Origin of the sequence: Desulforhopalus sp. IMCC35007 (assembly GCF_005116575.1) — a bacterium.
In the GTDB taxonomy this organism is placed as follows: domain Bacteria; phylum Desulfobacterota; class Desulfobulbia; order Desulfobulbales; family Desulfocapsaceae; genus Desulforhopalus_A.
Genome location: NZ_SWCN01000010.1, coordinates 66,739 through 84,980 on the forward strand (window position 1 = coordinate 66,739; position 18,242 = coordinate 84,980).

An 18,242-nucleotide genomic window follows, 5' to 3' on the forward strand; every position below is an offset into this window, starting at 1 on the left:
TCTGTTTGATATTGTTTACAAATTTGAAAAATAAGGAGTGTTCGCTATGTCTATGAGCGATCCACTGGCAGACATGCTGACCAGGATAAGAAATGGTGTTATGGTGAAATTTGAGTCTGTAGAGATGCCAAGCTCAAATGTAAAGGTGAGTGTGGCTAAAGTCCTAAAAGACGAAGGTTATATTACCAATTACGCTGTGGTTAAGGGCGATGTTCAAGATACCTTGAAAATTGATCTGAAATACGGCCCAAACAAAGAAGCGGTTATCACGGGTATTAAACGTGTGAGTAAACCAGGTTTGCGCAAATATATTGGTGCAAACAGCATTCCTAAAGTTCTTAATGGACTTGGAATTGCAATTGTTTCCACTTCCAAGGGGGTTGTTACTGATACAGTTGCACGATCCCTGAACGTTGGTGGAGAGATAATTTGTGAGGTCTGGTAGACCCGCTGATAACGGAGGAAATTATGTCTCGTATTGGTAAGCAACCAATCAACGTGCCAGCTGGTGTTAAAATTGATCTGAAAGATCAAAAAATATCTGTCACCGGCCCTAAAGGTACGTTAGATCGTGACATTATCGATGAAATTGAAGTCTCTATTGCCGATAATGTCATAGAAGTTAAAAATCGTGTTGAAACAACAAAAGTAAATGCTTTTCGTGGTCTGACACGTAGCCTGATTAACAACATGGTAATTGGTGTTGTTGATGGTTTCAAGAAAGTTTTAATAATTGAAGGCGTTGGTTACAAGGCTAATGTAAGTGGATCCACGCTGACGCTTAACGTTGGATACTCTAATGCGGTCGAGTTCAATCTTCCAAAGGAGGTTTCCGCGAAAGTTGATGGAAACACCAAGATCACATTGGAATGCATAGATAAAGAGCTACTTGGACTTGTTGCCTCAAAGATTCGCCAGATTAAAAAACCTGAGCCTTATAAGGGCAAGGGGATTCGCTACGAAGATGAACATATCGTAAGAAAAGTAGGTAAAGCTGGCGCTAAATAATTTAAAATGGCCAATAGGCTGTAATAAAATTAACGGTAAAAAGTAATGGCTAGAACAAATCCAAAGACAATAGCTCGTGCAAAACGTGTTCGCAGAATCAGAAAGAAGATCACTGGAACTATTGAGCGTCCTCGTTTACGCATTTTTAAAAGCAACAAGCACATTTATGCACAGATCATCAATGATACCGAGGGCAAAACGCTGGTATCGATGTCCACTGTTGATAAAGAATATACCCCTGGTGAGGTGACCAAAAAAGTTGATGTTGCCAAGGTGGTTGGTGTGATGTTAGCAACGAGAGCGAAAGCTGCAGGTATCACTAAAGTAGTTTTCGACAGGGGCGGATCGGTATATCACGGTAGAGTTAAGTCACTTTCCGAGGGTGCTCGGGAAGGTGGCCTGGAATTTTAATGATTTATAGAATAACGGGGGTGCCCCTTGTCTGATTTTAAGCGTTCCAAAAGTGTTGCTACTGAGGAACTGATTGAAAAGATTGTTTTCATCAACCGTGTAGCAAAGGTTGTAAAGGGTGGTCGTAGATTCAGCTTTAGCGCAATTATTGTCGTAGGTGATGGCAATGGTAAAGTTGGCTATGGTCTGGGCAAAGCAAATCAAGTACCTGACGCAATACGTAAAGGTGTTGAGAAAGCGCGCAAAAGCATGTTCGATGTCTCTTTAACCGATGTATCGATTCCCCATCAGGTTACTGGACATTTCGGAGCTGGAAAAGTGCTGCTCAAGCCAGCATCTGCCGGTACGGGTCTTATTGCAGGTGGTCCTGTACGTGCCGTCCTGGAAGCAGCTGGCGTGTCTAACGTATTAACCAAGTGCCTTGGCTCTCATAATCCTCATAATATGGTTAAGGCAACGTTAGAAGGGCTTAAGCAACTGCGTACAGCTCAAAGTATTGCCGATTTACGTGGAAAAACAGTAGAAGAAATTACAGCATAATTTCAGCTAACCTGGTCTAGGAAAATTAGACAGGGGGTTGAGTAATAATATAATAGAAGGTAGTCAGATGGCCGAGACAATTACATTTACTCTCGTTAAGAGTGGCATTGGGAGTACTAAAAAAATCAATGCAACCCTGACAGGGCTTGGGCTCACCAAAATGAACAAGAAAATCACAAGAAAAGATACCGCAGAGATTCGTGGTATGCTCAAAAAAGTATCGCATCTTGTAAAAGTAGAGGAGATATAGCATGTTAACGTTAGGTAATCTTTCTCCTAAAGAAGGCTCCACCAAGCAGGTTAAAAGACTTGGTCGTGGACCAGGTAGTGGACACGGTAAAACTGCCGGTCGAGGTCATAAGGGTTTTAAAGCAAGATCTGGATCCGGAGTTAAGCCAGGCTTTGAAGGCGGTCAGATGCCACTTCAAAGACGTCTACCCAAAAGAGGTTTTACCAATATATTCAAAGCTGAGTATTCTCTTGTTTCTTTGAGTCAGCTTGATTCTTTTGAAAAGGACTCTGTTGTTACTGTAGACGCACTCGTTGCTGCAGGATTTGTTAAAAAGAACAATCTTGTCAAGGTTCTCGCAAACGGGGAGCTTAAAACTGCATTAACCGTAGAGGTAAACAAAGCATCTGCAAGTGCAAAAGCACAAATTGAAGCTGCTGGTGGTACTCTTAAAATTATAGAATAAGAATACGACTTTTTGTAAAGACCTTGACACTTAATATTTTTTGAAAGGCTATAGGTACGATTAATGAGTGGATTGCAGAGTGCTGCAAATATTCCGGAGCTACGTAGGAGAGTTTTTTTTACGCTCATCATGCTGGCTGTTTACCGGATTGGAGTTCAAATTCCAACACCAGGGATTAATGGAGAGGCATTATCAGCATTTTTTAATCAAAATGCTGGAACACTCTTTGGTATGTTCAATATGTTTTCGGGTGGTGCCTTAGAGAATTTCTCCATTTTTGCACTTGGTATTATGCCTTACATCAGTGCGTCTATTATCATTCAACTCCTTACCGTTGTAATTCCCCAGCTTGAGGCGCTCAAGAAAGAAGGTCAGGCTGGAAATAGAAAAATTACCCAGTACACTCGATACGGGACCGTAGTATTGAGTGTCATTCAGGGAACATTTATAGCGACAGGTCTACAAGGAATGACAGGACCCGGGGGAGAGGCGATTGTCCTTCAACCTGGGATCCAATTCCAGCTTATGACCATGCTAACCCTAACCTCAGGCACAGCTTTTATAATGTGGCTAGGTGAGCAGATGACGGAGAGAGGTATCGGAAATGGTATTTCCCTGATCATTTTTGCGGGTATCGTAGCACGTGGGCCTGCTGCAATTGTTAACTCAATTCAGCTGGTTCAGGCAGGCGAGATTCCAATGTTCTTTGTGCCATTTTTAGTATTGTTTATGTTCGCAGTCGTAGCCATTATCGTGTTTTTCGAAACCTCTCAGCGACGGATACCGATTCAGTACGCTAAAAGAGTCGTTGGTAGGAAAGTATATGGTGGTCAAAGCTCACATCTGCCCCTGAAAATAAACGTCTCCGGGGTTATACCACCGATTTTTGCTTCTTCAATTATGATGTTTCCAGCAACTATTGGAAGTTTTATCCAGATTGATTGGGTGCAGAGAGTTTCCGCTGCCATGTCACCAGGCACCGTTTATTATTACATCTGTTATATAGGTATGATTGTTTTTTTCTGCTTCTTTTACACAGCAGTAACATTCAAGCCCGACGATGTCGCTGAAAATTTAAAGAAGAACGGCGGTTTTATTCCAGGTATCCGTCCTGGCAAAAGGACTGCTGAGTTTATAGATAAAGTGCTGACCAGGCTAACGGTAGTCGGTGCAATATATCTTAGTGCTGTTTGTGTGTTACCGACCTTACTTATTCAACAGTTTAATATTCCCTTTTTCTTTGGTGGTACTGCCCTACTCATTGTAGTCGGAGTTGGGATCGATACAATTTCGCAGATTGAGTCGCACCTTCACATGAGGAATTACGAAGGTTTTATGAAGCAGGGTAAGATTAAAGGAAGAAAATAAAGGTGACTGGTTCGGAAGGAGTTGATAAGGATAAAAAATCTATCCTTATCAAATCTCCAAATGATATCCTGGTCATGCAGGAAGCCAATCAGATTGTTGCTCAAACTCTTCAGTTGGTAAAAAAAAATGTCGAACCCGGTATTACGACATGGGATTTAGATAAGATTGCAGAAGAATTCTGTCTTTCGAAAAAATCACAACCAGCATTCAAGGGATACAGAGGTTTTCCAGGATCACTTTGCGTTTCTATTAATGAAGAGGTTGTACATGGTATACCTTCTAGGAAACGAAAATTGAAGAAGGGAGATATCATCTCGGTTGATTTTGGAGTTCTATACAATGGATTTTACGGTGACTCAGCCATAACTGTAGAAGTAGGAACTGTTAGGGAAGATATTAGTAGATTAGTAAAAGTTACACAAGAATCGCTTGAAAAAGGCATTGAGCAAGCTGTTGTTGGAAATAGAATTTCTGATATTTCCCAGGCGGTTCAGAAGTGCGCTGAAGGCAACGGTTTTTCAATTGTCCGGCAATTCGTAGGTCATGGTATTGGGCGGTCTCTCCATGAGGCGCCTGAAATTCCTAATTTTTATCAGGGGGAAAGAACCCCCAGGTTAATGCCTGGAATGGTTTTGGCTATTGAACCGATGGTTAATTTAGGAACATCCAAAGTCAAAGTACTGCGAGACGGGTGGACAGTTATTACCGCTGATAAAAAACCATCAGCTCATTTTGAACATTCTGTGGCAGTTACAGAAAAGGGCCCTCTGGTACTAAGTTCCTGGGGAAATTAACAGATCCAAAAAAAAATCTTCTCTTATCGGAAGAAATGCTGTATATTGATCCGTTTTTAATTGAAACTATGATCCTCCAGGAATACCATGGCAAAAGAAGAAGCTATTGAAGTTGAAGGTACTATTATTGAGCCGCTACCTAATGCAATGTTTCGTGTTGAATTAGATAACGGTCATAAGGTCCTCGCTCATATCTCAGGAAAGATGCGTATGCATTTTATTAAAATACTACCTGGTGATAGGGTGACTATAGAACTCTCTCCTTACGATTTGACAAGGGGTAGGGTTACATTTCGGGCGAAAAATGCCAAAAAGAAAAAATAGAGAGTTCGTTCATCATGAAAGTACGCGCATCTGTAAAAAAAATGTGTAGTGATTGTAAAATATTCAAACGTAACGGTGTCGTTCGCGTTTCCTGTAAAATTAAAAAACATAAACAGAGGCAGGGATAAAGCACTTTTACCGCTAATTTAACCTACTTCTCTTAAGGAGATATGTCTTGGCACGTATAGCAGGAATTGACCTTCCAAAAAATAAACATATGGATCGAGCGTTAACCTATATCCACGGTATAGGCCTAACCTCAGCAAGAAACATTTTAGACAAAGTTGACCTCCCGTACACTATGAATAGTGACGATCTTGATGGTGACGATGTAAACAGAATCAGAAAGGTACTCGAAGACGAATACGTCGTTGAAGGTGATCGTCGTAGAGAAGTTTCTATGGATATCAAACGTCTAACTGATTCTGGCTGCTATCGTGGTCGTAGGCATCGCATGGGTCTTCCGGTTCGTGGTCAGAAGACCAAGACAAATGCACGTACTCGAAAAGGTCCGCGTAAGGGTGCGGGCCGTCGCAAGTAATTGAACTATATACAGGTGTAGAATATGGCTGTTTCAAAAAAGAAAAAGGTGAAAAAGAACATACCTGAAGGTGTTGTCTTTATCTATTCCACCTTTAATAATACTATCGTTACGATTTCAGACAAGCAGGGTAACGTAGTATCGTGGTGCAGTGCTGGTGTTCTTGGTTTTAAAGGGTCTCGCAAAAGCACCCCCTTTGCTGCCCAAAACGCGCTGGCCGATGCCGCCAAAAAAGCCACAGATTGTGGTATGAGAAAAGTTGAGGTTAAAGTGAAAGGACCAGGGCCAGGTAGAGAGGCAGCTCTTAGAGCGCTCATCACCACCGGGCTTGAGGTGAGTAAAATTTACGATGTAACACCTATTCCTCACAATGGTTGTAAACCTCCAAAGCGCCGTAGAGTTTAACGGCTTTTTGTTTTAAAATTATAGAATTCTAATTAGAATGGAGGCCCACGTTGGCTAGAAATATTGGTGCTGCATGCCGTCGATGCAGAAGAGAAAATTTAAAATTGTACCTCAAAGGTGATCGCTGTTACTCCGACAAATGTTCTTTCGAGCGGAGGGCTTTTGGTCCCGGTCAGCACGGACAATCTAGATTTAAAAAGCAATCTGACTATGCCATCCAGTTAAGGGAAAAACAGAAGGTTAAAAGCATGTACGGTATGCTTGAAAGCCAGTTCCGTCTCTATTTTCAGAAAGCTGAGAGCCAAAAAGGCGTAACCGGCGAAAATCTTCTCGTACTCCTTGAAAGAAGGCTCGATAATACCATCTTTAGAATTGGTTTTGCATCATCGAGAAATCAAGCCCGTCAGTTGGTTCGACACAATCATGTTCTTATTAATGGTAAGAAGGTGAATATCCCATCTTTTCAAGTTTCAGTGAATGATATCATTACACTCAAACAAAAGAGTCGTGCTAATGCTGCAGTTAACGAAAATCTTGAGGCAGTTGTTAGACGTGGTGTTCCCAGTTGGTTGGAATTAGACAAGGATAACTACAAGGCTGTAGTCAAAGCTCTGCCAAACAGAGAAGAGTTGACTATGCCTATGCAGGAACAGCTTATCGTCGAACTTTACTCCAAGTAAAATTTGTCGATGTACTAGTGATTGCGTTGTATCGTTGTACAGCGCAACACTTATTTTTAACAGAACAAAAAGCTTTATCCTAAAAAAGAGTAAAATATCTGCTGTAAACACTTTTAAGGGTCTTTACAGCGCGTAAAAGGAAATCTATGACTCAAGTTGCCGACGAAAAAATACCATTTCACCGTAATTGGCACGAGCTGATCAAACCTGAAAAGTTAGAGGTAGATCAAAGCAGACACACTGACACTTATGGTAAGTTTGTTTGTCAACCGCTTGAAAGGGGTTTCGCTACAACGATTGGAAACTCTCTTAGAAGAATCCTTCTCTCTTCTATTCAGGGTGTTGCGATTACCACGGTAAAGATTGAAGGTGCCTTGCATGAGTTCACCTCCATGAAAGATATCATGGAAGATGTGAGTGAAATCATTCTGAACCTGAAGCAGGTTCGGTTAAAGATGAACTGCCGTGATTCACAAAAAGTAACCATCAACAAAACCGGACCTGGTGTTGTTACCGCAGGAGATATAATTCCTGGTGGTTACGTTGAAGTGATGAATCCTGATGCTGTCATTTGCACGATAACAGGAGCCATCACCTTTCATGCCGAATTAACTGTTGAATGGGGCAAGGGGTATCAACCTGCCGAAAAAATGGATAAAGAAAATCTTACAATTGGTCAAATTCCAATTGATGCTATCTTTACTCCCATTAAAAAGATTCAGTATGTCACATCACAGGCTCGTGTGGGTCAGCAGACCGATTACGATAAGCTCACCATTGAGATTGAAACTGATGGCAGCCTTAAGCCTGAGAATGCTTTGGCATATGCAGGTAAAATATTAAAAGAGCAGTTAACTATATTTATTAATTTCGATGAAGAAAGGGCTGAACCTGAAGTAAAAGTTGATGCTAAGGCTGATTTAGAGCCTCTCAACCCATATCTGGATAAGCCTGTCGAGGATCTTGAGTTATCTGTCCGTTCAGCCAACTGTTTGAAAAACGCCGATATTAATTTTATTGGCGATCTGGCACAGAAATCGGATCAGGAAATGCTTAAGACGAAAAATTTTGGTCGTAAGTCACTAAATGAGATAAAAGCACTTCTTTCTGAGATGGATCTCAGCCTCGGTATGAAATTCGAGAATTGGGTACCCCCCAATGAAAGATCTGATAAAGAAGAAGCCTGATCTCAGATAACTTTAATTTTATAAAACTGATATACTTACTTTAGTTTTGTGTAGTAGTTGAGGAAAAAAAATGAGACATAAATACTCCGGTAGAAGATTGGGACGGAACAGTTCACACAGAATTGCAATGTTCCGAAATATGGTTACTTCCCTTTTACAACATGAGCGTATAGTAACTACTACGGAAAAAGCTAAGGAAGCTCGTCCAATAGCTGAGAAGATGATCACCTTAGGTAAACGTGGTGATTTACACGCACGACGTCAGGCACTCAGTTTTATTCGTAGTAAGGACGTTGTTGAAAAACTCTTTACAGAAATAAAAGATAAGTTTGATGATCGGAAAGGTGGTTACACTCGGATCATTAAAACTGGTGTTAGAAAAGGTGATGCCGCTGAAATGGCAATACTCGAGCTTGTTGGTTATGAGGAAGTGATCGAGGTTCCTGTAACCGAGGAATAACCTGAACAAAAGTCAGTTAGTAAAAGCTGGTGAGAGCATTTCGCTCTTACCAGCTTTTTTTTTCACAACTTCTGGAGGTTGATGTGACGAATGACAACATACAGGACCGAATAGCTGGGGAAGCAATAGGTACGGCCACTTTTAATTTTGACTGTCACCCAAGAGTTGCCTGTTTTACGGTTTGCTGCAAGAATGTTAATCTGACTCTCTATCCCTATGACATCATCAGAATAAAAAACCACCTTTCCCTCGATTCTGAAGATTTTATACGCAGCCACACGTTTCTTGTAAAAGGAGATAACCCGTTTTTTCCCACGGTAAAGCTTAAGCTTAAAGATGATGTAGAGTCGTCATGCCCATTTCTTTCCAAACAAGGATGTACTGTATATTCCAACCGGCCTTCGGCCTGCCGTACTTACCCACTCGAGCGGGGTGTTATTGGTTCAAGTGAACGTTCTACGATAAAGGATCTCTATTTTTTAACCGATCACAGTTATTGCCTTGGCCATAATGAACCAAAAGAAATGGATGTGAATAAATGGATTCGTTCCCAGCAACTTCATGACTATAACATGATGAATGGGCTATGGGCTGAGATTGATATGCTTTTCAGGGATAACCCTTGGAAAGGTGAAGGTTCAGGTAGGGAAAAGCAGCAGCTTGCCTTTATGGTGTGCTATAATATTGACGGGTTTCGCCGATTCTGTAATATCCACAAGCTGTTTGAACAATTTAAATTAGCCAAAGATTTTAAAAATCGTATCAAAAAAGAAGACAGCGAACTTATGAAATTTGGTTTTGAATGGTTGAAACACATTCTCACAGGAAAATCATCCCTTCAGATTAGATAGCAGTTCATAATCATTGTGTTGGAAGAATTCTTGCAAATTGTTTTAAGTCGTGGTAATAGACGATGTTGTTCGTTTTATCTATGGGACTGATGGAGTCTCGATTACTATAACACACATCTTCGAGTAGTTCTGGTGTTGACTAGATCTCAAACGATCCAGTTGATTACAGAAGATGGAGGAATAACCAGAAGGAGAAAATCATGGCAAACGCTACTATTAAAGACATGTTACAGGCCGGTGTTCACTTTGGACACCAAACCAGACGTTGGAATCCAAAAATGAAGCAGTATATTTATGGACCTCGTAATGGTATCTACATCATCAATCTTGATGTCACCAAAAAATTGTACGATAAGGCCTGTAATTATATTACTGAGCAAGTGAAAAAAGGTGGAACTATCCTTTTTGTCGGTACCAAACGCCAAGCTCAGGGTATTATAAATGAGGAAGCCCGCAGATGCGGTCAATTCTATGTTGATCACCGCTGGCTTGGTGGTATGCTTACCAATTTTCAAACTATTCGTAATAGTATTGATCGGTTAAAGGCTATTGAAAACATGCAGGCAGATGGTTCTATCAATCGTTTTCCAAAAAAAGAAATACTGCTTATGGAAAAAGAGAGAATCAAACTAGAGCGTAATGTTGGCGGTATCAAAGATATGAAGAGTGTTCCTTCGGTAATCTTCATGGTTGACCCTCGTAAGGAGAGTATCGCAGTCAATGAGGCCATTAAGTTAGGTATACCAGTTGTAGCAGTTACTGATACCAACTGTGACCCCGATAATATTGATTTTGTTATCCCAGGCAACGATGACGCGATTCGTTCCATTCGACTCTTAAGCCACCATATTGCTGAGGCAGTTCTCGCCGGACAGGCGATGCGTGATGGTGATGATGCTTCTGAGGAAGCAGTGGCTGCAGCCATGGGCGATGCTGGTCAGGATATGGTTGAAGAAGCGGGTAGTGCAGAGTAAAAGAATGTAATTGTATCGGTTTTATGCCGGTTTTAGGAAGTACTATGTGAAGAGGGGCTGTCGTGCGACCGCCCCTTTTTCATATGTAGAGTGACATGAATGTTTGCAGGCAAATAACCTGCAGAATTCTTATTGATATCCAATGTAAGTAAAAAGGAGATTTACCATGGAAATTACCGCTAAGATGGTAAAGGATCTGCGTGATAAGACCCAGGCTGGAATGATGGATTGTAAAAAAGCCCTCAACGAGACCAAGGGAGATATGGAAAAAGCGGTTGACCTGCTTCGCCAGAAGGGTCTCGCCGTTGCTGCAAAAAGAGCAGGACGTGCTACAAGCGAGGGATGTATTGAAACCTACATCCATGCCGGAGGGAACCTGGGTGTTATGGTCGAACTCGGTTGTGAGACTGATTTCGTTGCAAAAAATGAAGATTTTCGAGCTTTTGCAAAGGACATCGCTATGCACATTGCAGCGGTAAACCCTGCAGCTATTTCAAGAGAAGATGTCCCCGCAGAAATGGTTGAGCGGGAAAAGGCGATTTTTATTCAGCAGGCTATCGATTCCGGTAAACCTCAAAATATTGCTGAGAAGATGGTAACGGGTAAAATCGAAAAGTTTCTTGCAGAAGTAGCACTTCTCGAACAGAAATATGTAAAGAACCCCGATTTAACTGTTCAGGATCTACTTAATGAACTAGTTGGAAAAATGGGCGAGAATATCTCCATAAAACGCTTTGCGCGTTTTCAGGTTGGTGTAGAGTAAATTCTTGTTTTTCAGGGGTGGTTGTGATAACCACCCCTAACTATTATCTCTGTTTCCATATAATTTCACATAAAAGGAAAGACACTATGTCAGGGAACTTGAAATACAAACGGATTCTACTCAAACTCAGTGGTGAAGCATTGATGGGAGAGGATTCCTACGGAATCAATACCGGTGTTCTCGAATTTGTCGCTTCAGAGATTAAGGAAGTTGTAGCCGCAGGCGTTGAGCTGGGTGTCGTTATTGGTGCAGGAAACATCTTCAGAGGTGTTGCAGGCGCCAGTAAGGGGATGGATAGAACCACTGCGGACAATATGGGAATGCTGGCAACCGTTATGAATAGCCTTGCCATGCAGGATGCGCTGGAGAGACACGGTGTCATTACCCGGGTGATGTCAGCAATTCCCATGCAGTCCGTTTCAGAACCATATATACGACGACGGGCTACAAGGCACCTTGAAAAAGGACGTGTTGTGATTTTTGCTGCAGGAACAGGAAATCCCTATTTTACCACCGATTCGGCTGGAGTACTTCGTGCTCTTGAGATAGATGCGGATGTTGTCATTAAAGCAACGAAGGTTGATGGTGTTTATGATAAAGATCCCATGATTCACAGCGATGCGGTAAAATATGATTCTCTCACCTACGATGAGGTATTGAGAAAAGGATTACGGGTTATGGATGCAGCTGGCATTGCACTCGCTAAAGAGGACAACCTGCCTATTATGGTCTTGAATATGGGGGTTGTCGGTAACATTAAGAAAGCCGCAATTGGCGATAATGTAGGAACGATAATTACTTCAAAGTAGAGGACTATAATTATTGATATTTTACTCAAATAGGGTGATATGATGAGCGATGTGATTTTAGAGATGTCTCTGAAAATGGAAAAAAGTGTTGATGCTTTTCGTGTGGAATTATCTAAGGTTCGCACGGGAAGAGCTTCTCTTGCAATTCTTGATGGAATAACCGTTGATGCCTATGGCAGCGTCATGCCGTTGAATCAGGTGGGAACGTTAACTATTCCTGAGAGCAGGATGATTGCTATCCAGCCTTGGGATCCACAAATGCTTCCAGCCATTGAAAAAGCAATCCTTAAATCAGATATCGGTCTCAACCCTGTCGGGGATGGAAAGACAATACGCCTAAATATTCCAATGCTCACCGAAGAAAGACGCAAGGAACTGGTCAAGCAGGTGAAAAAGGTTGCAGAGGAATTTCGTGTGGCTGTTCGAAATGTTCGTCGTGATGCCCTTGAGACTCTTAAAAAGGCTAAAAAAGATAAAGAAATCTCTGAAGACGATCTTTTTAAATTTCAGGATGAGGCGCAGGCTGAAACTGATGCCCATATTAAAAAAATTGACGAAGCTACCGCGTTGAAAGAAAAAGAGGTTATGGAAGTTTAGATCTTTTTGTCGCTGTTAATTGATGCACCTCTTTTTACTGTGTTAAATACAATATGAGTGAGTCTATAGAAGTTGATTTGAATCGTCTTCCACGCCATGTTGCCATCATCATGGATGGCAATGGACGCTGGGCTCAGAAAAAGAGAAAGCCACGACTCTTTGGACATAAAGCTGGTGCGACCTCTGTACAGGAAATCGTTGAGGTTAGTGGGGAACTTGGAATTGAATTTCTCACTCTCTATGCATTCTCTTCGGAGAATTGGCGTCGTCCGGAACAGGAAGTGAGTGGTTTAATGTCTATATTAAAGCACTACCTTGAGTCGGAGTTACCTAAAATGCAAAAAAACGGTATCCGTCTCGTCTCAATTGGTGATCAGACCAGACTTCCTGATGCTGTACGCAAATCTCTCCAGTCCGTTATAAAGGCTACTGAAAATAATAGAAAACTTACTCTCAACCTTGCTCTGAGTTACGGAGGAAGGGACGAAATAGTTCGTGCCGTAAAAAAAATTAGCCAAAGGTGTGTTAGCGGAGATTTAGATGTGCAATCCCTTTGCGATGATGATATTTCGCAATCTCTTGACACATGTGGTATGCCTGATCCTGATCTGCTCATACGAACGGGAGGGGAAGCTCGGCTTTCTAACTTTCTGCTTTGGCAACTTTCCTACGCTGAGATATATTTTACCGGCGTTATGTGGCCTGATTTTCGAAAAGATGTGTATCTCAACGCGATTGCTGACTTTCAACAGCGGCAAAGAAGGTTTGGTAAAACAGGTGAGCAGGTGATTAAAGAGTAGAATATGAAACGTATCGTACCCGGGTTGTTGATTGCAGGTTTATGGCTGTTGTTATTGCTCGTTGGGTCGGTGTCTTTCTTTAACCTCGTTATCGTTGCAATAGTATTTATCGGTGCCGACGAATATCTGCGCATGGCGTTTTCAACCTTTTTAAGCCCTTTAGACCGCTGTATTCTTGGCCTGATTGTCACCTTTCCAAGTATTGTCCTTTGTCTGCAACCTGCTCAGGGCCTTTTGTTTCCTGCCTCTCTCGTTTCATTCTCTTTAGCTGTAAGCTATTTTCTCTACCGTTATAGACGGCTTGATAACAGTTATTCTCTGCTTTGCCGCCTGGTGTTCGGTATTTTTTATGTGGGAGTGCTGGGAGGGCATCTTCTGCTTCTTCGGGTTTTGCCGGAAGGGGCAAGCTGGATACTTATTGCTACAGCTATAACCGCATCATCGGACAGCGGGGCCTATTTCGCCGGGAAAAAATTTGGAAAAAGAAAGCTCTGTCCCAATATAAGTCCAAATAAGACTGTAGAAGGGGCGATTGGTGGAATTTGTTGTGCACTCCTTGGTTCCATTGGTTTTGCCGTTCTGCTTCTACCAGCTGTCAACTACTTTTCTCTGATTATAGCGACAGTATTTTTGACATGTGTTGGTATCGCCGGGGATTTGACGGAATCTATAATCAAAAGAGGCACAGGAACAAAAGATTCAGGTAACTGCCTTGCCGGGCACGGTGGCATTCTTGATCGGGTGGATTCTCTGTTGTTTGTCGCTCCAGTTCTCTATTATTTTCTTATCTTTTCGGTGGTTTAATGAAAGGTGTTTCCTTGCTGGGGTCGACAGGTTCGATTGGTGTAAATGTTCTTGAGGTTGTAAGACAGTATCCCGATCGTTTTAAGATTGTGGCCCTTGCCGCCGGAACAAATATAGAACTTCTTGCTCAGCAGGTCCTTGAGTTTACTCCTGAGCTTGTCTCTGTAATTGATGAACGCCGTGCCCAGGGCCTTGCTGAGCTCCTGCCGTCATTCTATAAAGATCGTATCTACTTTGGGGTAAAGGGCAATGAACTGGTAGCCGCAGCCACGGGAACCGAGATTACCATTTCCGCAATTGTCGGAGCCGCAGGTCTTCTGCCAACTCTAGCTGCGATAAAAGCCGGAAAAGATATTGGTCTTGCCAATAAAGAGACCCTGGTCATGGCAGGGAAGATAGTAATGGATGGCGTCAAGAGTTCAGGTGTTAAATTATTACCTGTGGATTCTGAGCATTCTGCCATCTTTCAGGCCCTTGAAGCCGGACGAAGGGATGATCTGAAGAAGATTATCCTGACAGCCTCGGGCGGCCCTTTTCGCGGAAGAAAATATAATGAGTTGCTCTCAGTTACACCTGAACAGGCTTTGAATCACCCAAATTGGAGTATGGGGCGTAAAATATCAATCGATTCTGCCACTTTGATGAACAAGGGACTTGAGGTGATTGAGGCGAGGTGGCTCTTTAACGTATCCACTGATGCCATTGATGTAGTCGTACACCCCCAGTCCATTGTCCATTCTCTGGTCGAATACTTAGATGGGTCCGTCATCGCCCAACTGGGCATACCAGATATGCGCATCCCTATTGCCTACGCACTGTCCTATCCAGAGCGTATGGAGTTAGGGCTTACACCGCTCAATCTTTCAAGCTGCGGTCAGTTAGAATTTATAGAGCCAGATTACGAATGTTTTCCAGCATTGCGGCTTGCATTTGATGCCATTGCAAGCGGTGGAACCTTGCCAGCTGTGATGAACAGTGCCAACGAAATTGCAGTGGAGGCATTTTTGGCTGGAAAGATAAGTTTTCTGCAAATTGCGGAGACAGTTGCCAAAACAATGGATATTGTTATTGATGGTGATGAAAACTGCCTTGAAGATATTCTTGAGGCTGATATTTTAGCCAGAAAAGAAGCAGCCAGAATAATTGGTTGTTAAACGAATCTTCACTTCAATTAACTTAATATAAGATATTGGCTTATGAATACTATGTTCTCTTTTATACTCGTTCTTGGACTTTTAATTTTTGTCCACGAGCTTGGTCATTTTCTCTTTGCCAAACTGTTTGGTGTGCGTGTCTTAAAATTTTCTCTTGGGTTTGGCCCACGGATTGGCGGCAAAAAAATTGGTGATACGGATTATGTCATCTCTGCAATTCCATTAGGCGGTTTTGTGAAGATGTTTGGGGAGAACCCCGATGAAAAAGAAATGAGCAGTGAGGACAAAGATGCCTCTTTTGCCCATAAAAGTGTGCTGCAGCGATTTGCAATTGTCCTTGCGGGACCGGTCTTTAATCTTTTCTTTTCCGTTTTTCTTTTTTTTATGGTCTTTGCCTTTGTTGGTGTTCCGACCTCAATGGACTCGACCACTATTGGGAAAATTACTGCTGATTCCCCCGCGGATAAGAGCGGCTTGCAACAGGGAGATATTATCCTTGAGATCAATAAGAACAAGACACTTGGCTGGATGGATGTGTTGGAAAGTGTCAAGGAAAGCGAAGGAAACGAGATAGAGATTGTTGTTCAAAGAAATGGCGGTGAGCAGACAGTTCATGTGACTCCCGCAATTGATACCGTGAAAAATGTCTTTGGAGAAGACGTAGAGCAGCGGTACATGATCGGCATAGTCAAAAGCGATGATTTTACCTATGAAAGTGTCGGGGTAATCAGTGCTGTAAAAAATGCGGTTCTTCAGACCTGGATGTATATTGAGCTGACGGTGATGGGTTTCGTTAAGATATTTCAAAGGGTCGTTCCAGCATCCGAACTCGGTGGACCCATTCTCATCGCCCAGATAGCAGGAGAGCAGATGCGGGCTGGCTGGATTAATCTCATTTATTTTATGGGTCTGCTCAGTGTCAATCTTGGTATTCTCAATCTCCTGCCAATTCCGGTTCTTGATGGTGGACACCTTGTCTTTCTAACGCTTGAAGGGTTACGGAGAAAACCGGTTGCGGAAAGGGCGCAGATCGTCGCCCAGCAGGTTGGTATGGGGCTTCTGGGCACATTGATGGTTTTTGTGTTTTATAATGATATAGCCAGGTTGTTTCATTAATGGAGCTAGAGAGTCCAGTTATACTTGCAATTGATACCGCAACAGCTGCAACCGGAATTGCCATCACCAGAGGTACGAGGAATACCGGTAAGGTTGTTGCTTCTCTTAGCCTTTCCTCTAACGTCACTCACTCCAGACGCCTGTTGACCGGCATCGACTGGCTAATGCAGCAGGTTGAGATTTGCTGGGCAGATATTCATGGTATTGGTACCAGTGTTGGCCCGGGAAGCTTTACCGGGCTAAGAATCGGGATGGCCACAGCCAAAGGGTTGGCTACTGGTGCCGGGCTTCAACTCCTGGGTATTTCGACCTTGGATGTTCTGGCATCGGCTTGTATAACCGAGCGACTTGTCTGCTCTGTCGTCGATGCGAGAAAAAAAGAGGTTTACGCAGCGTTTTATAAAGCAGACCATAACGGCTATCCAACGAGGGTAAGTGAGATTGTAGCCTATAGTCCGACAGCTCTCGCAGCAGCAATAAAAGAGCCGGTACTAATGGTGGGTGATGGTGCGGTGGCGTACAGAGAGTTGTTTGAGCAGGAGTTGGCAGAAAACTTTTTCATTGGCAGTTCAGAGCAGCATGAACCTTCGGCGGCAACCCTTGGTCTGATGTGTGGAGAACGTCTCCTGGCTGGTAATGTTTTAAGTATAGATAGCGCTGTTCCGTTGTACGTAAGAAGTTCGGATGCGGAACTTAACCTTCAGAAGAAGCAGCGGGCTCTGGCTTTAATCGAAAAGCCGGTTGCTCAGTAGCGTACATGATAGCATCATGATTATTAGGCGACAGACCCATAAAATTATGGTTGGTTCGGTGCCCGTTGGTGGAGGTGCGCCTATTGCCGTGCAGTCGATGACTAACACCGACACTGCCAAGGTTTCTGAGACGGTAGCTCAGATAAAACGTCTTGAAGCCGCTGGCTGCGATATTGTTCGGGTTGCGGTTCTTGATCTGGAGGCAGCGACAGCCATTAAAGCTATTCAGGACCAGATTTCGATTCCCCTCATCGCCGATATTCATTTTGATTATCGGCTGGCCATTGCCTCCATGGAAAATGGAGCAGATTGCATTCGTATCAATCCGGGCAACCTTGGGGGAGAGGAAAAGACCAAGCAGGTGGTTGAAGCTGCTCGCATGCACAAAGTATCCATTCGTGTTGGTGTTAACAGTGGTTCCATTGAAAAAGACCTGCTGAAAAAACATGGGTATCCATCTCCTGAAAATACCACTGCCCTGATCGAGAGTGCTCTTCGAAATGTTCGCCTGGTAGAAAAATATGGCCTGACCGATATTAAAATTTCCATCAAGTCTTCCGATGTGTTAACGACTATCAGCAGCTATCAGCAGATCTCAAAAGCCATTGATTACCCCCTGCACCTTGGCGTAACAGAAGCCGGTGGCCTGATTGCGGGAACTGTCAAATCAAGCGTTGCCCTTGGGATTCTTCTCAGTCAGGGAATAGGTGATACCCTTAGAATTTCTCTTACCCGTGATCCGGTTGAAGAAATCCGAGTGGGCTTTGAGTTGTTGCGATCTCTGAAAATTCGTGAACGCGGCCCCGAACTCATCTCTTGTCCTACCTGTGGCAGAACGAAGATAGATCTGTTTGGTCTTGCAGAAGAGGTTGAGCGATTTGTTCAGACTATGGTTTCACCTCTAAAAGTTGCTGTAATGGGATGTGTCGTCAACGGACCAGGTGAGGCGAAGCAGGCGGATATAGGGGTTGCCGGTGGTAACGGCGTTGGAATCATTTTCAAAAAAGGCAAGATCTGGAAAAAGGTTGATGAAAATGAGCTCATGGCTGTCTTTATGGCGGAATTAAAGAAGATGGATAAAGAGGCATTGAATAACTGTTAAAATATGGTGACGCCAGATCCTTACACAGGTGCTGGCCGACATGTTTTCCCAACAGTATTCTCGACAATGATATTTTCGTAAGATGAACCCTCATAGAACAATATAAA

The 18,242-nt window shown here is 42.9% G+C and carries 25 protein-coding genes and 1 pseudogene; all 26 read left to right on the forward strand.

What is annotated here, in order from left to right:
* The first annotated feature begins 46 nt into the window (after positions 1-46).
* The 26 genes and pseudogenes from rpsH (at position 47) to ispG (ending at position 18,135) form a co-directional block, all read left to right on the forward strand.
* Positions 47-445, forward strand: a complete 399-nt coding sequence (rpsH, locus tag FCL48_RS12185) for a 30S ribosomal protein S8 (RefSeq protein ID WP_136872560.1) — start codon at positions 47-49, stop codon at positions 443-445.
* A gap of 23 nt (positions 446-468) precedes the next feature.
* The gene (gene rplF / locus FCL48_RS12190; RefSeq protein ID WP_136872561.1) at positions 469-1,008 is read left to right on the forward strand and encodes a 50S ribosomal protein L6; all 540 of its coding nucleotides are present in this window, start codon (positions 469-471) and stop codon (positions 1,006-1,008) included.
* A gap of 45 nt (positions 1,009-1,053) precedes the next feature.
* Positions 1,054-1,419 (forward strand): 50S ribosomal protein L18, encoded by a 366-nt coding sequence (gene rplR, locus FCL48_RS12195; protein ID WP_136872562.1) that lies wholly within the window; start codon positions 1,054-1,056, stop codon positions 1,417-1,419.
* 27 nt (positions 1,420-1,446) lie between these two features.
* Positions 1,447-1,959, forward strand: coding sequence for a 30S ribosomal protein S5 (rpsE, locus tag FCL48_RS12200; protein WP_136872563.1), 513 nt, complete (start codon positions 1,447-1,449; stop codon positions 1,957-1,959).
* A gap of 67 nt (positions 1,960-2,026) precedes the next feature.
* Positions 2,027-2,209, forward strand: coding sequence for a 50S ribosomal protein L30 (gene rpmD, locus FCL48_RS12205; RefSeq protein WP_136872564.1), 183 nt, complete (start codon positions 2,027-2,029; stop codon positions 2,207-2,209).
* Between the two features lies 1 nt (position 2,210).
* Complete coding sequence (gene rplO / locus FCL48_RS12210) at positions 2,211-2,654, forward strand: 50S ribosomal protein L15 (RefSeq protein ID WP_136872565.1); 444 nt, start codon at positions 2,211-2,213, stop codon at positions 2,652-2,654.
* A gap of 63 nt (positions 2,655-2,717) precedes the next feature.
* The gene (gene secY, locus FCL48_RS12215; protein WP_136872566.1) at positions 2,718-4,022 is read left to right on the forward strand and encodes a preprotein translocase subunit SecY; all 1,305 of its coding nucleotides are present in this window, start codon (positions 2,718-2,720) and stop codon (positions 4,020-4,022) included.
* Between the two features lie 2 nt (positions 4,023-4,024).
* Entirely contained in the window at positions 4,025-4,816 is a 792-nt protein-coding gene (gene map / locus FCL48_RS12220) for a type I methionyl aminopeptidase (protein ID WP_256374287.1), read from the forward strand.
* 87 nt (positions 4,817-4,903) lie between these two features.
* The gene (gene infA, locus FCL48_RS12225) at positions 4,904-5,140 is read left to right on the forward strand and encodes a translation initiation factor IF-1 (protein ID WP_035234762.1); all 237 of its coding nucleotides are present in this window, start codon (positions 4,904-4,906) and stop codon (positions 5,138-5,140) included.
* A gap of 14 nt (positions 5,141-5,154) precedes the next feature.
* Positions 5,155-5,268, forward strand: a complete 114-nt coding sequence (gene rpmJ, locus FCL48_RS12230; RefSeq protein WP_136872567.1) for a 50S ribosomal protein L36 — start codon at positions 5,155-5,157, stop codon at positions 5,266-5,268.
* Between the two features lie 47 nt (positions 5,269-5,315).
* Positions 5,316-5,681 (forward strand): 30S ribosomal protein S13, encoded by a 366-nt coding sequence (rpsM, locus tag FCL48_RS12235; protein ID WP_136872568.1) that lies wholly within the window; start codon positions 5,316-5,318, stop codon positions 5,679-5,681.
* 24 nt (positions 5,682-5,705) lie between these two features.
* Positions 5,706-6,086: a 30S ribosomal protein S11 gene (gene rpsK / locus FCL48_RS12240; protein WP_136872569.1), complete on the forward strand. Its 381-nt coding sequence runs from the start codon at positions 5,706-5,708 to the stop codon at positions 6,084-6,086.
* Positions 6,087-6,136: 50 nt separating this feature from the next.
* Positions 6,137-6,766, forward strand: a complete 630-nt coding sequence (gene rpsD, locus FCL48_RS12245; RefSeq protein ID WP_136872570.1) for a 30S ribosomal protein S4 — start codon at positions 6,137-6,139, stop codon at positions 6,764-6,766.
* Between the two features lie 146 nt (positions 6,767-6,912).
* Positions 6,913-7,953: a DNA-directed RNA polymerase subunit alpha gene (locus FCL48_RS12250; protein ID WP_136872571.1), complete on the forward strand. Its 1,041-nt coding sequence runs from the start codon at positions 6,913-6,915 to the stop codon at positions 7,951-7,953.
* Positions 7,954-8,023: 70 nt separating this feature from the next.
* A pseudogene (rplQ, locus tag FCL48_RS12255) lies at positions 8,024-8,371 on the forward strand (50S ribosomal protein L17); the annotation flags it as partial.
* Between the two features lie 125 nt (positions 8,372-8,496).
* Positions 8,497-9,264, forward strand: a complete 768-nt coding sequence (locus FCL48_RS12260) for a YkgJ family cysteine cluster protein (protein WP_240744831.1) — start codon at positions 8,497-8,499, stop codon at positions 9,262-9,264.
* A 200-nt stretch (positions 9,265-9,464) separates the two neighbouring features.
* A complete protein-coding gene (gene rpsB, locus FCL48_RS12265) occupies positions 9,465-10,238 on the forward strand; it encodes a 30S ribosomal protein S2 (RefSeq protein ID WP_136872573.1) in 774 nt (257 codons plus the stop codon).
* Positions 10,239-10,404: 166 nt separating this feature from the next.
* A complete protein-coding gene (tsf, locus tag FCL48_RS12270; protein ID WP_136872574.1) occupies positions 10,405-11,001 on the forward strand; it encodes a translation elongation factor Ts in 597 nt (198 codons plus the stop codon).
* Between the two features lie 86 nt (positions 11,002-11,087).
* Entirely contained in the window at positions 11,088-11,810 is a 723-nt protein-coding gene (gene pyrH, locus FCL48_RS12275; RefSeq protein ID WP_136872575.1) for a UMP kinase, read from the forward strand.
* 39 nt (positions 11,811-11,849) lie between these two features.
* Positions 11,850-12,407 (forward strand): ribosome recycling factor, encoded by a 558-nt coding sequence (gene frr, locus FCL48_RS12280; RefSeq protein WP_136872576.1) that lies wholly within the window; start codon positions 11,850-11,852, stop codon positions 12,405-12,407.
* A 53-nt stretch (positions 12,408-12,460) separates the two neighbouring features.
* Positions 12,461-13,207, forward strand: a complete 747-nt coding sequence (locus tag FCL48_RS12285; RefSeq protein WP_136872577.1) for an isoprenyl transferase — start codon at positions 12,461-12,463, stop codon at positions 13,205-13,207.
* A gap of 3 nt (positions 13,208-13,210) precedes the next feature.
* The gene (locus FCL48_RS12290) at positions 13,211-14,011 is read left to right on the forward strand and encodes a phosphatidate cytidylyltransferase (RefSeq protein WP_136872578.1); all 801 of its coding nucleotides are present in this window, start codon (positions 13,211-13,213) and stop codon (positions 14,009-14,011) included.
* On the forward strand, positions 14,011-15,165 hold the full coding sequence (locus FCL48_RS12295; RefSeq protein WP_136872579.1) for a 1-deoxy-D-xylulose-5-phosphate reductoisomerase: 1,155 nt from the start codon (positions 14,011-14,013) through the stop codon (positions 15,163-15,165). Before FCL48_RS12290 ends, FCL48_RS12295 begins: the two co-directional genes overlap by 1 nt.
* A 42-nt stretch (positions 15,166-15,207) precedes the next feature.
* Positions 15,208-16,281, forward strand: a complete 1,074-nt coding sequence (gene rseP / locus FCL48_RS12300; protein ID WP_136872580.1) for an RIP metalloprotease RseP — start codon at positions 15,208-15,210, stop codon at positions 16,279-16,281.
* A complete protein-coding gene (gene tsaB / locus FCL48_RS12305) occupies positions 16,281-17,033 on the forward strand; it encodes a tRNA (adenosine(37)-N6)-threonylcarbamoyltransferase complex dimerization subunit type 1 TsaB (protein WP_136872581.1) in 753 nt (250 codons plus the stop codon). The genes rseP and tsaB overlap by 1 nt, the downstream gene beginning before the upstream one ends.
* A gap of 16 nt (positions 17,034-17,049) precedes the next feature.
* Positions 17,050-18,135, forward strand: coding sequence for a flavodoxin-dependent (E)-4-hydroxy-3-methylbut-2-enyl-diphosphate synthase (gene ispG / locus FCL48_RS12310; protein ID WP_136872582.1), 1,086 nt, complete (start codon positions 17,050-17,052; stop codon positions 18,133-18,135).
* Positions 18,136-18,242: the final 107 nt, after the last annotated feature.

Coding starts and splice junctions, on each gene's coding strand:
- rpsH (WP_136872560.1), top strand. CDS start 47: ATGTCTATGAGCGATCCACTGGCAGACATGCTGACCAGGATAAGAAAT.
- rplF (WP_136872561.1), top strand. CDS start 469: ATGTCTCGTATTGGTAAGCAACCAATCAACGTGCCAGCTGGTGTTAAA.
- rplR (WP_136872562.1), top strand. CDS start 1,054: ATGGCTAGAACAAATCCAAAGACAATAGCTCGTGCAAAACGTGTTCGC.
- rpmD (WP_136872564.1), top strand. CDS start 2,027: ATGGCCGAGACAATTACATTTACTCTCGTTAAGAGTGGCATTGGGAGT.
- rplO (WP_136872565.1), top strand. CDS start 2,211: ATGTTAACGTTAGGTAATCTTTCTCCTAAAGAAGGCTCCACCAAGCAG.
- secY (WP_136872566.1), top strand. CDS start 2,718: ATGAGTGGATTGCAGAGTGCTGCAAATATTCCGGAGCTACGTAGGAGA.
- infA (WP_035234762.1), top strand. CDS start 4,904: ATGGCAAAAGAAGAAGCTATTGAAGTTGAAGGTACTATTATTGAGCCG.
- rpmJ (WP_136872567.1), top strand. CDS start 5,155: ATGAAAGTACGCGCATCTGTAAAAAAAATGTGTAGTGATTGTAAAATA.
- rpsK (WP_136872569.1), top strand. CDS start 5,706: ATGGCTGTTTCAAAAAAGAAAAAGGTGAAAAAGAACATACCTGAAGGT.
- FCL48_RS12250 (WP_136872571.1), top strand. CDS start 6,913: ATGACTCAAGTTGCCGACGAAAAAATACCATTTCACCGTAATTGGCAC.
- rpsB (WP_136872573.1), top strand. CDS start 9,465: ATGGCAAACGCTACTATTAAAGACATGTTACAGGCCGGTGTTCACTTT.
- tsf (WP_136872574.1), top strand. CDS start 10,405: ATGGAAATTACCGCTAAGATGGTAAAGGATCTGCGTGATAAGACCCAG.
- pyrH (WP_136872575.1), top strand. CDS start 11,088: ATGTCAGGGAACTTGAAATACAAACGGATTCTACTCAAACTCAGTGGT.
- frr (WP_136872576.1), top strand. CDS start 11,850: ATGATGAGCGATGTGATTTTAGAGATGTCTCTGAAAATGGAAAAAAGT.
- FCL48_RS12285 (WP_136872577.1), top strand. CDS start 12,461: ATGAGTGAGTCTATAGAAGTTGATTTGAATCGTCTTCCACGCCATGTT.
- FCL48_RS12290 (WP_136872578.1), top strand. CDS start 13,211: ATGAAACGTATCGTACCCGGGTTGTTGATTGCAGGTTTATGGCTGTTG.
- FCL48_RS12295 (WP_136872579.1), top strand. CDS start 14,011: ATGAAAGGTGTTTCCTTGCTGGGGTCGACAGGTTCGATTGGTGTAAAT.
- rseP (WP_136872580.1), top strand. CDS start 15,208: ATGAATACTATGTTCTCTTTTATACTCGTTCTTGGACTTTTAATTTTT.
- tsaB (WP_136872581.1), top strand. CDS start 16,281: ATGGAGCTAGAGAGTCCAGTTATACTTGCAATTGATACCGCAACAGCT.
- ispG (WP_136872582.1), top strand. CDS start 17,050: ATGATTATTAGGCGACAGACCCATAAAATTATGGTTGGTTCGGTGCCC.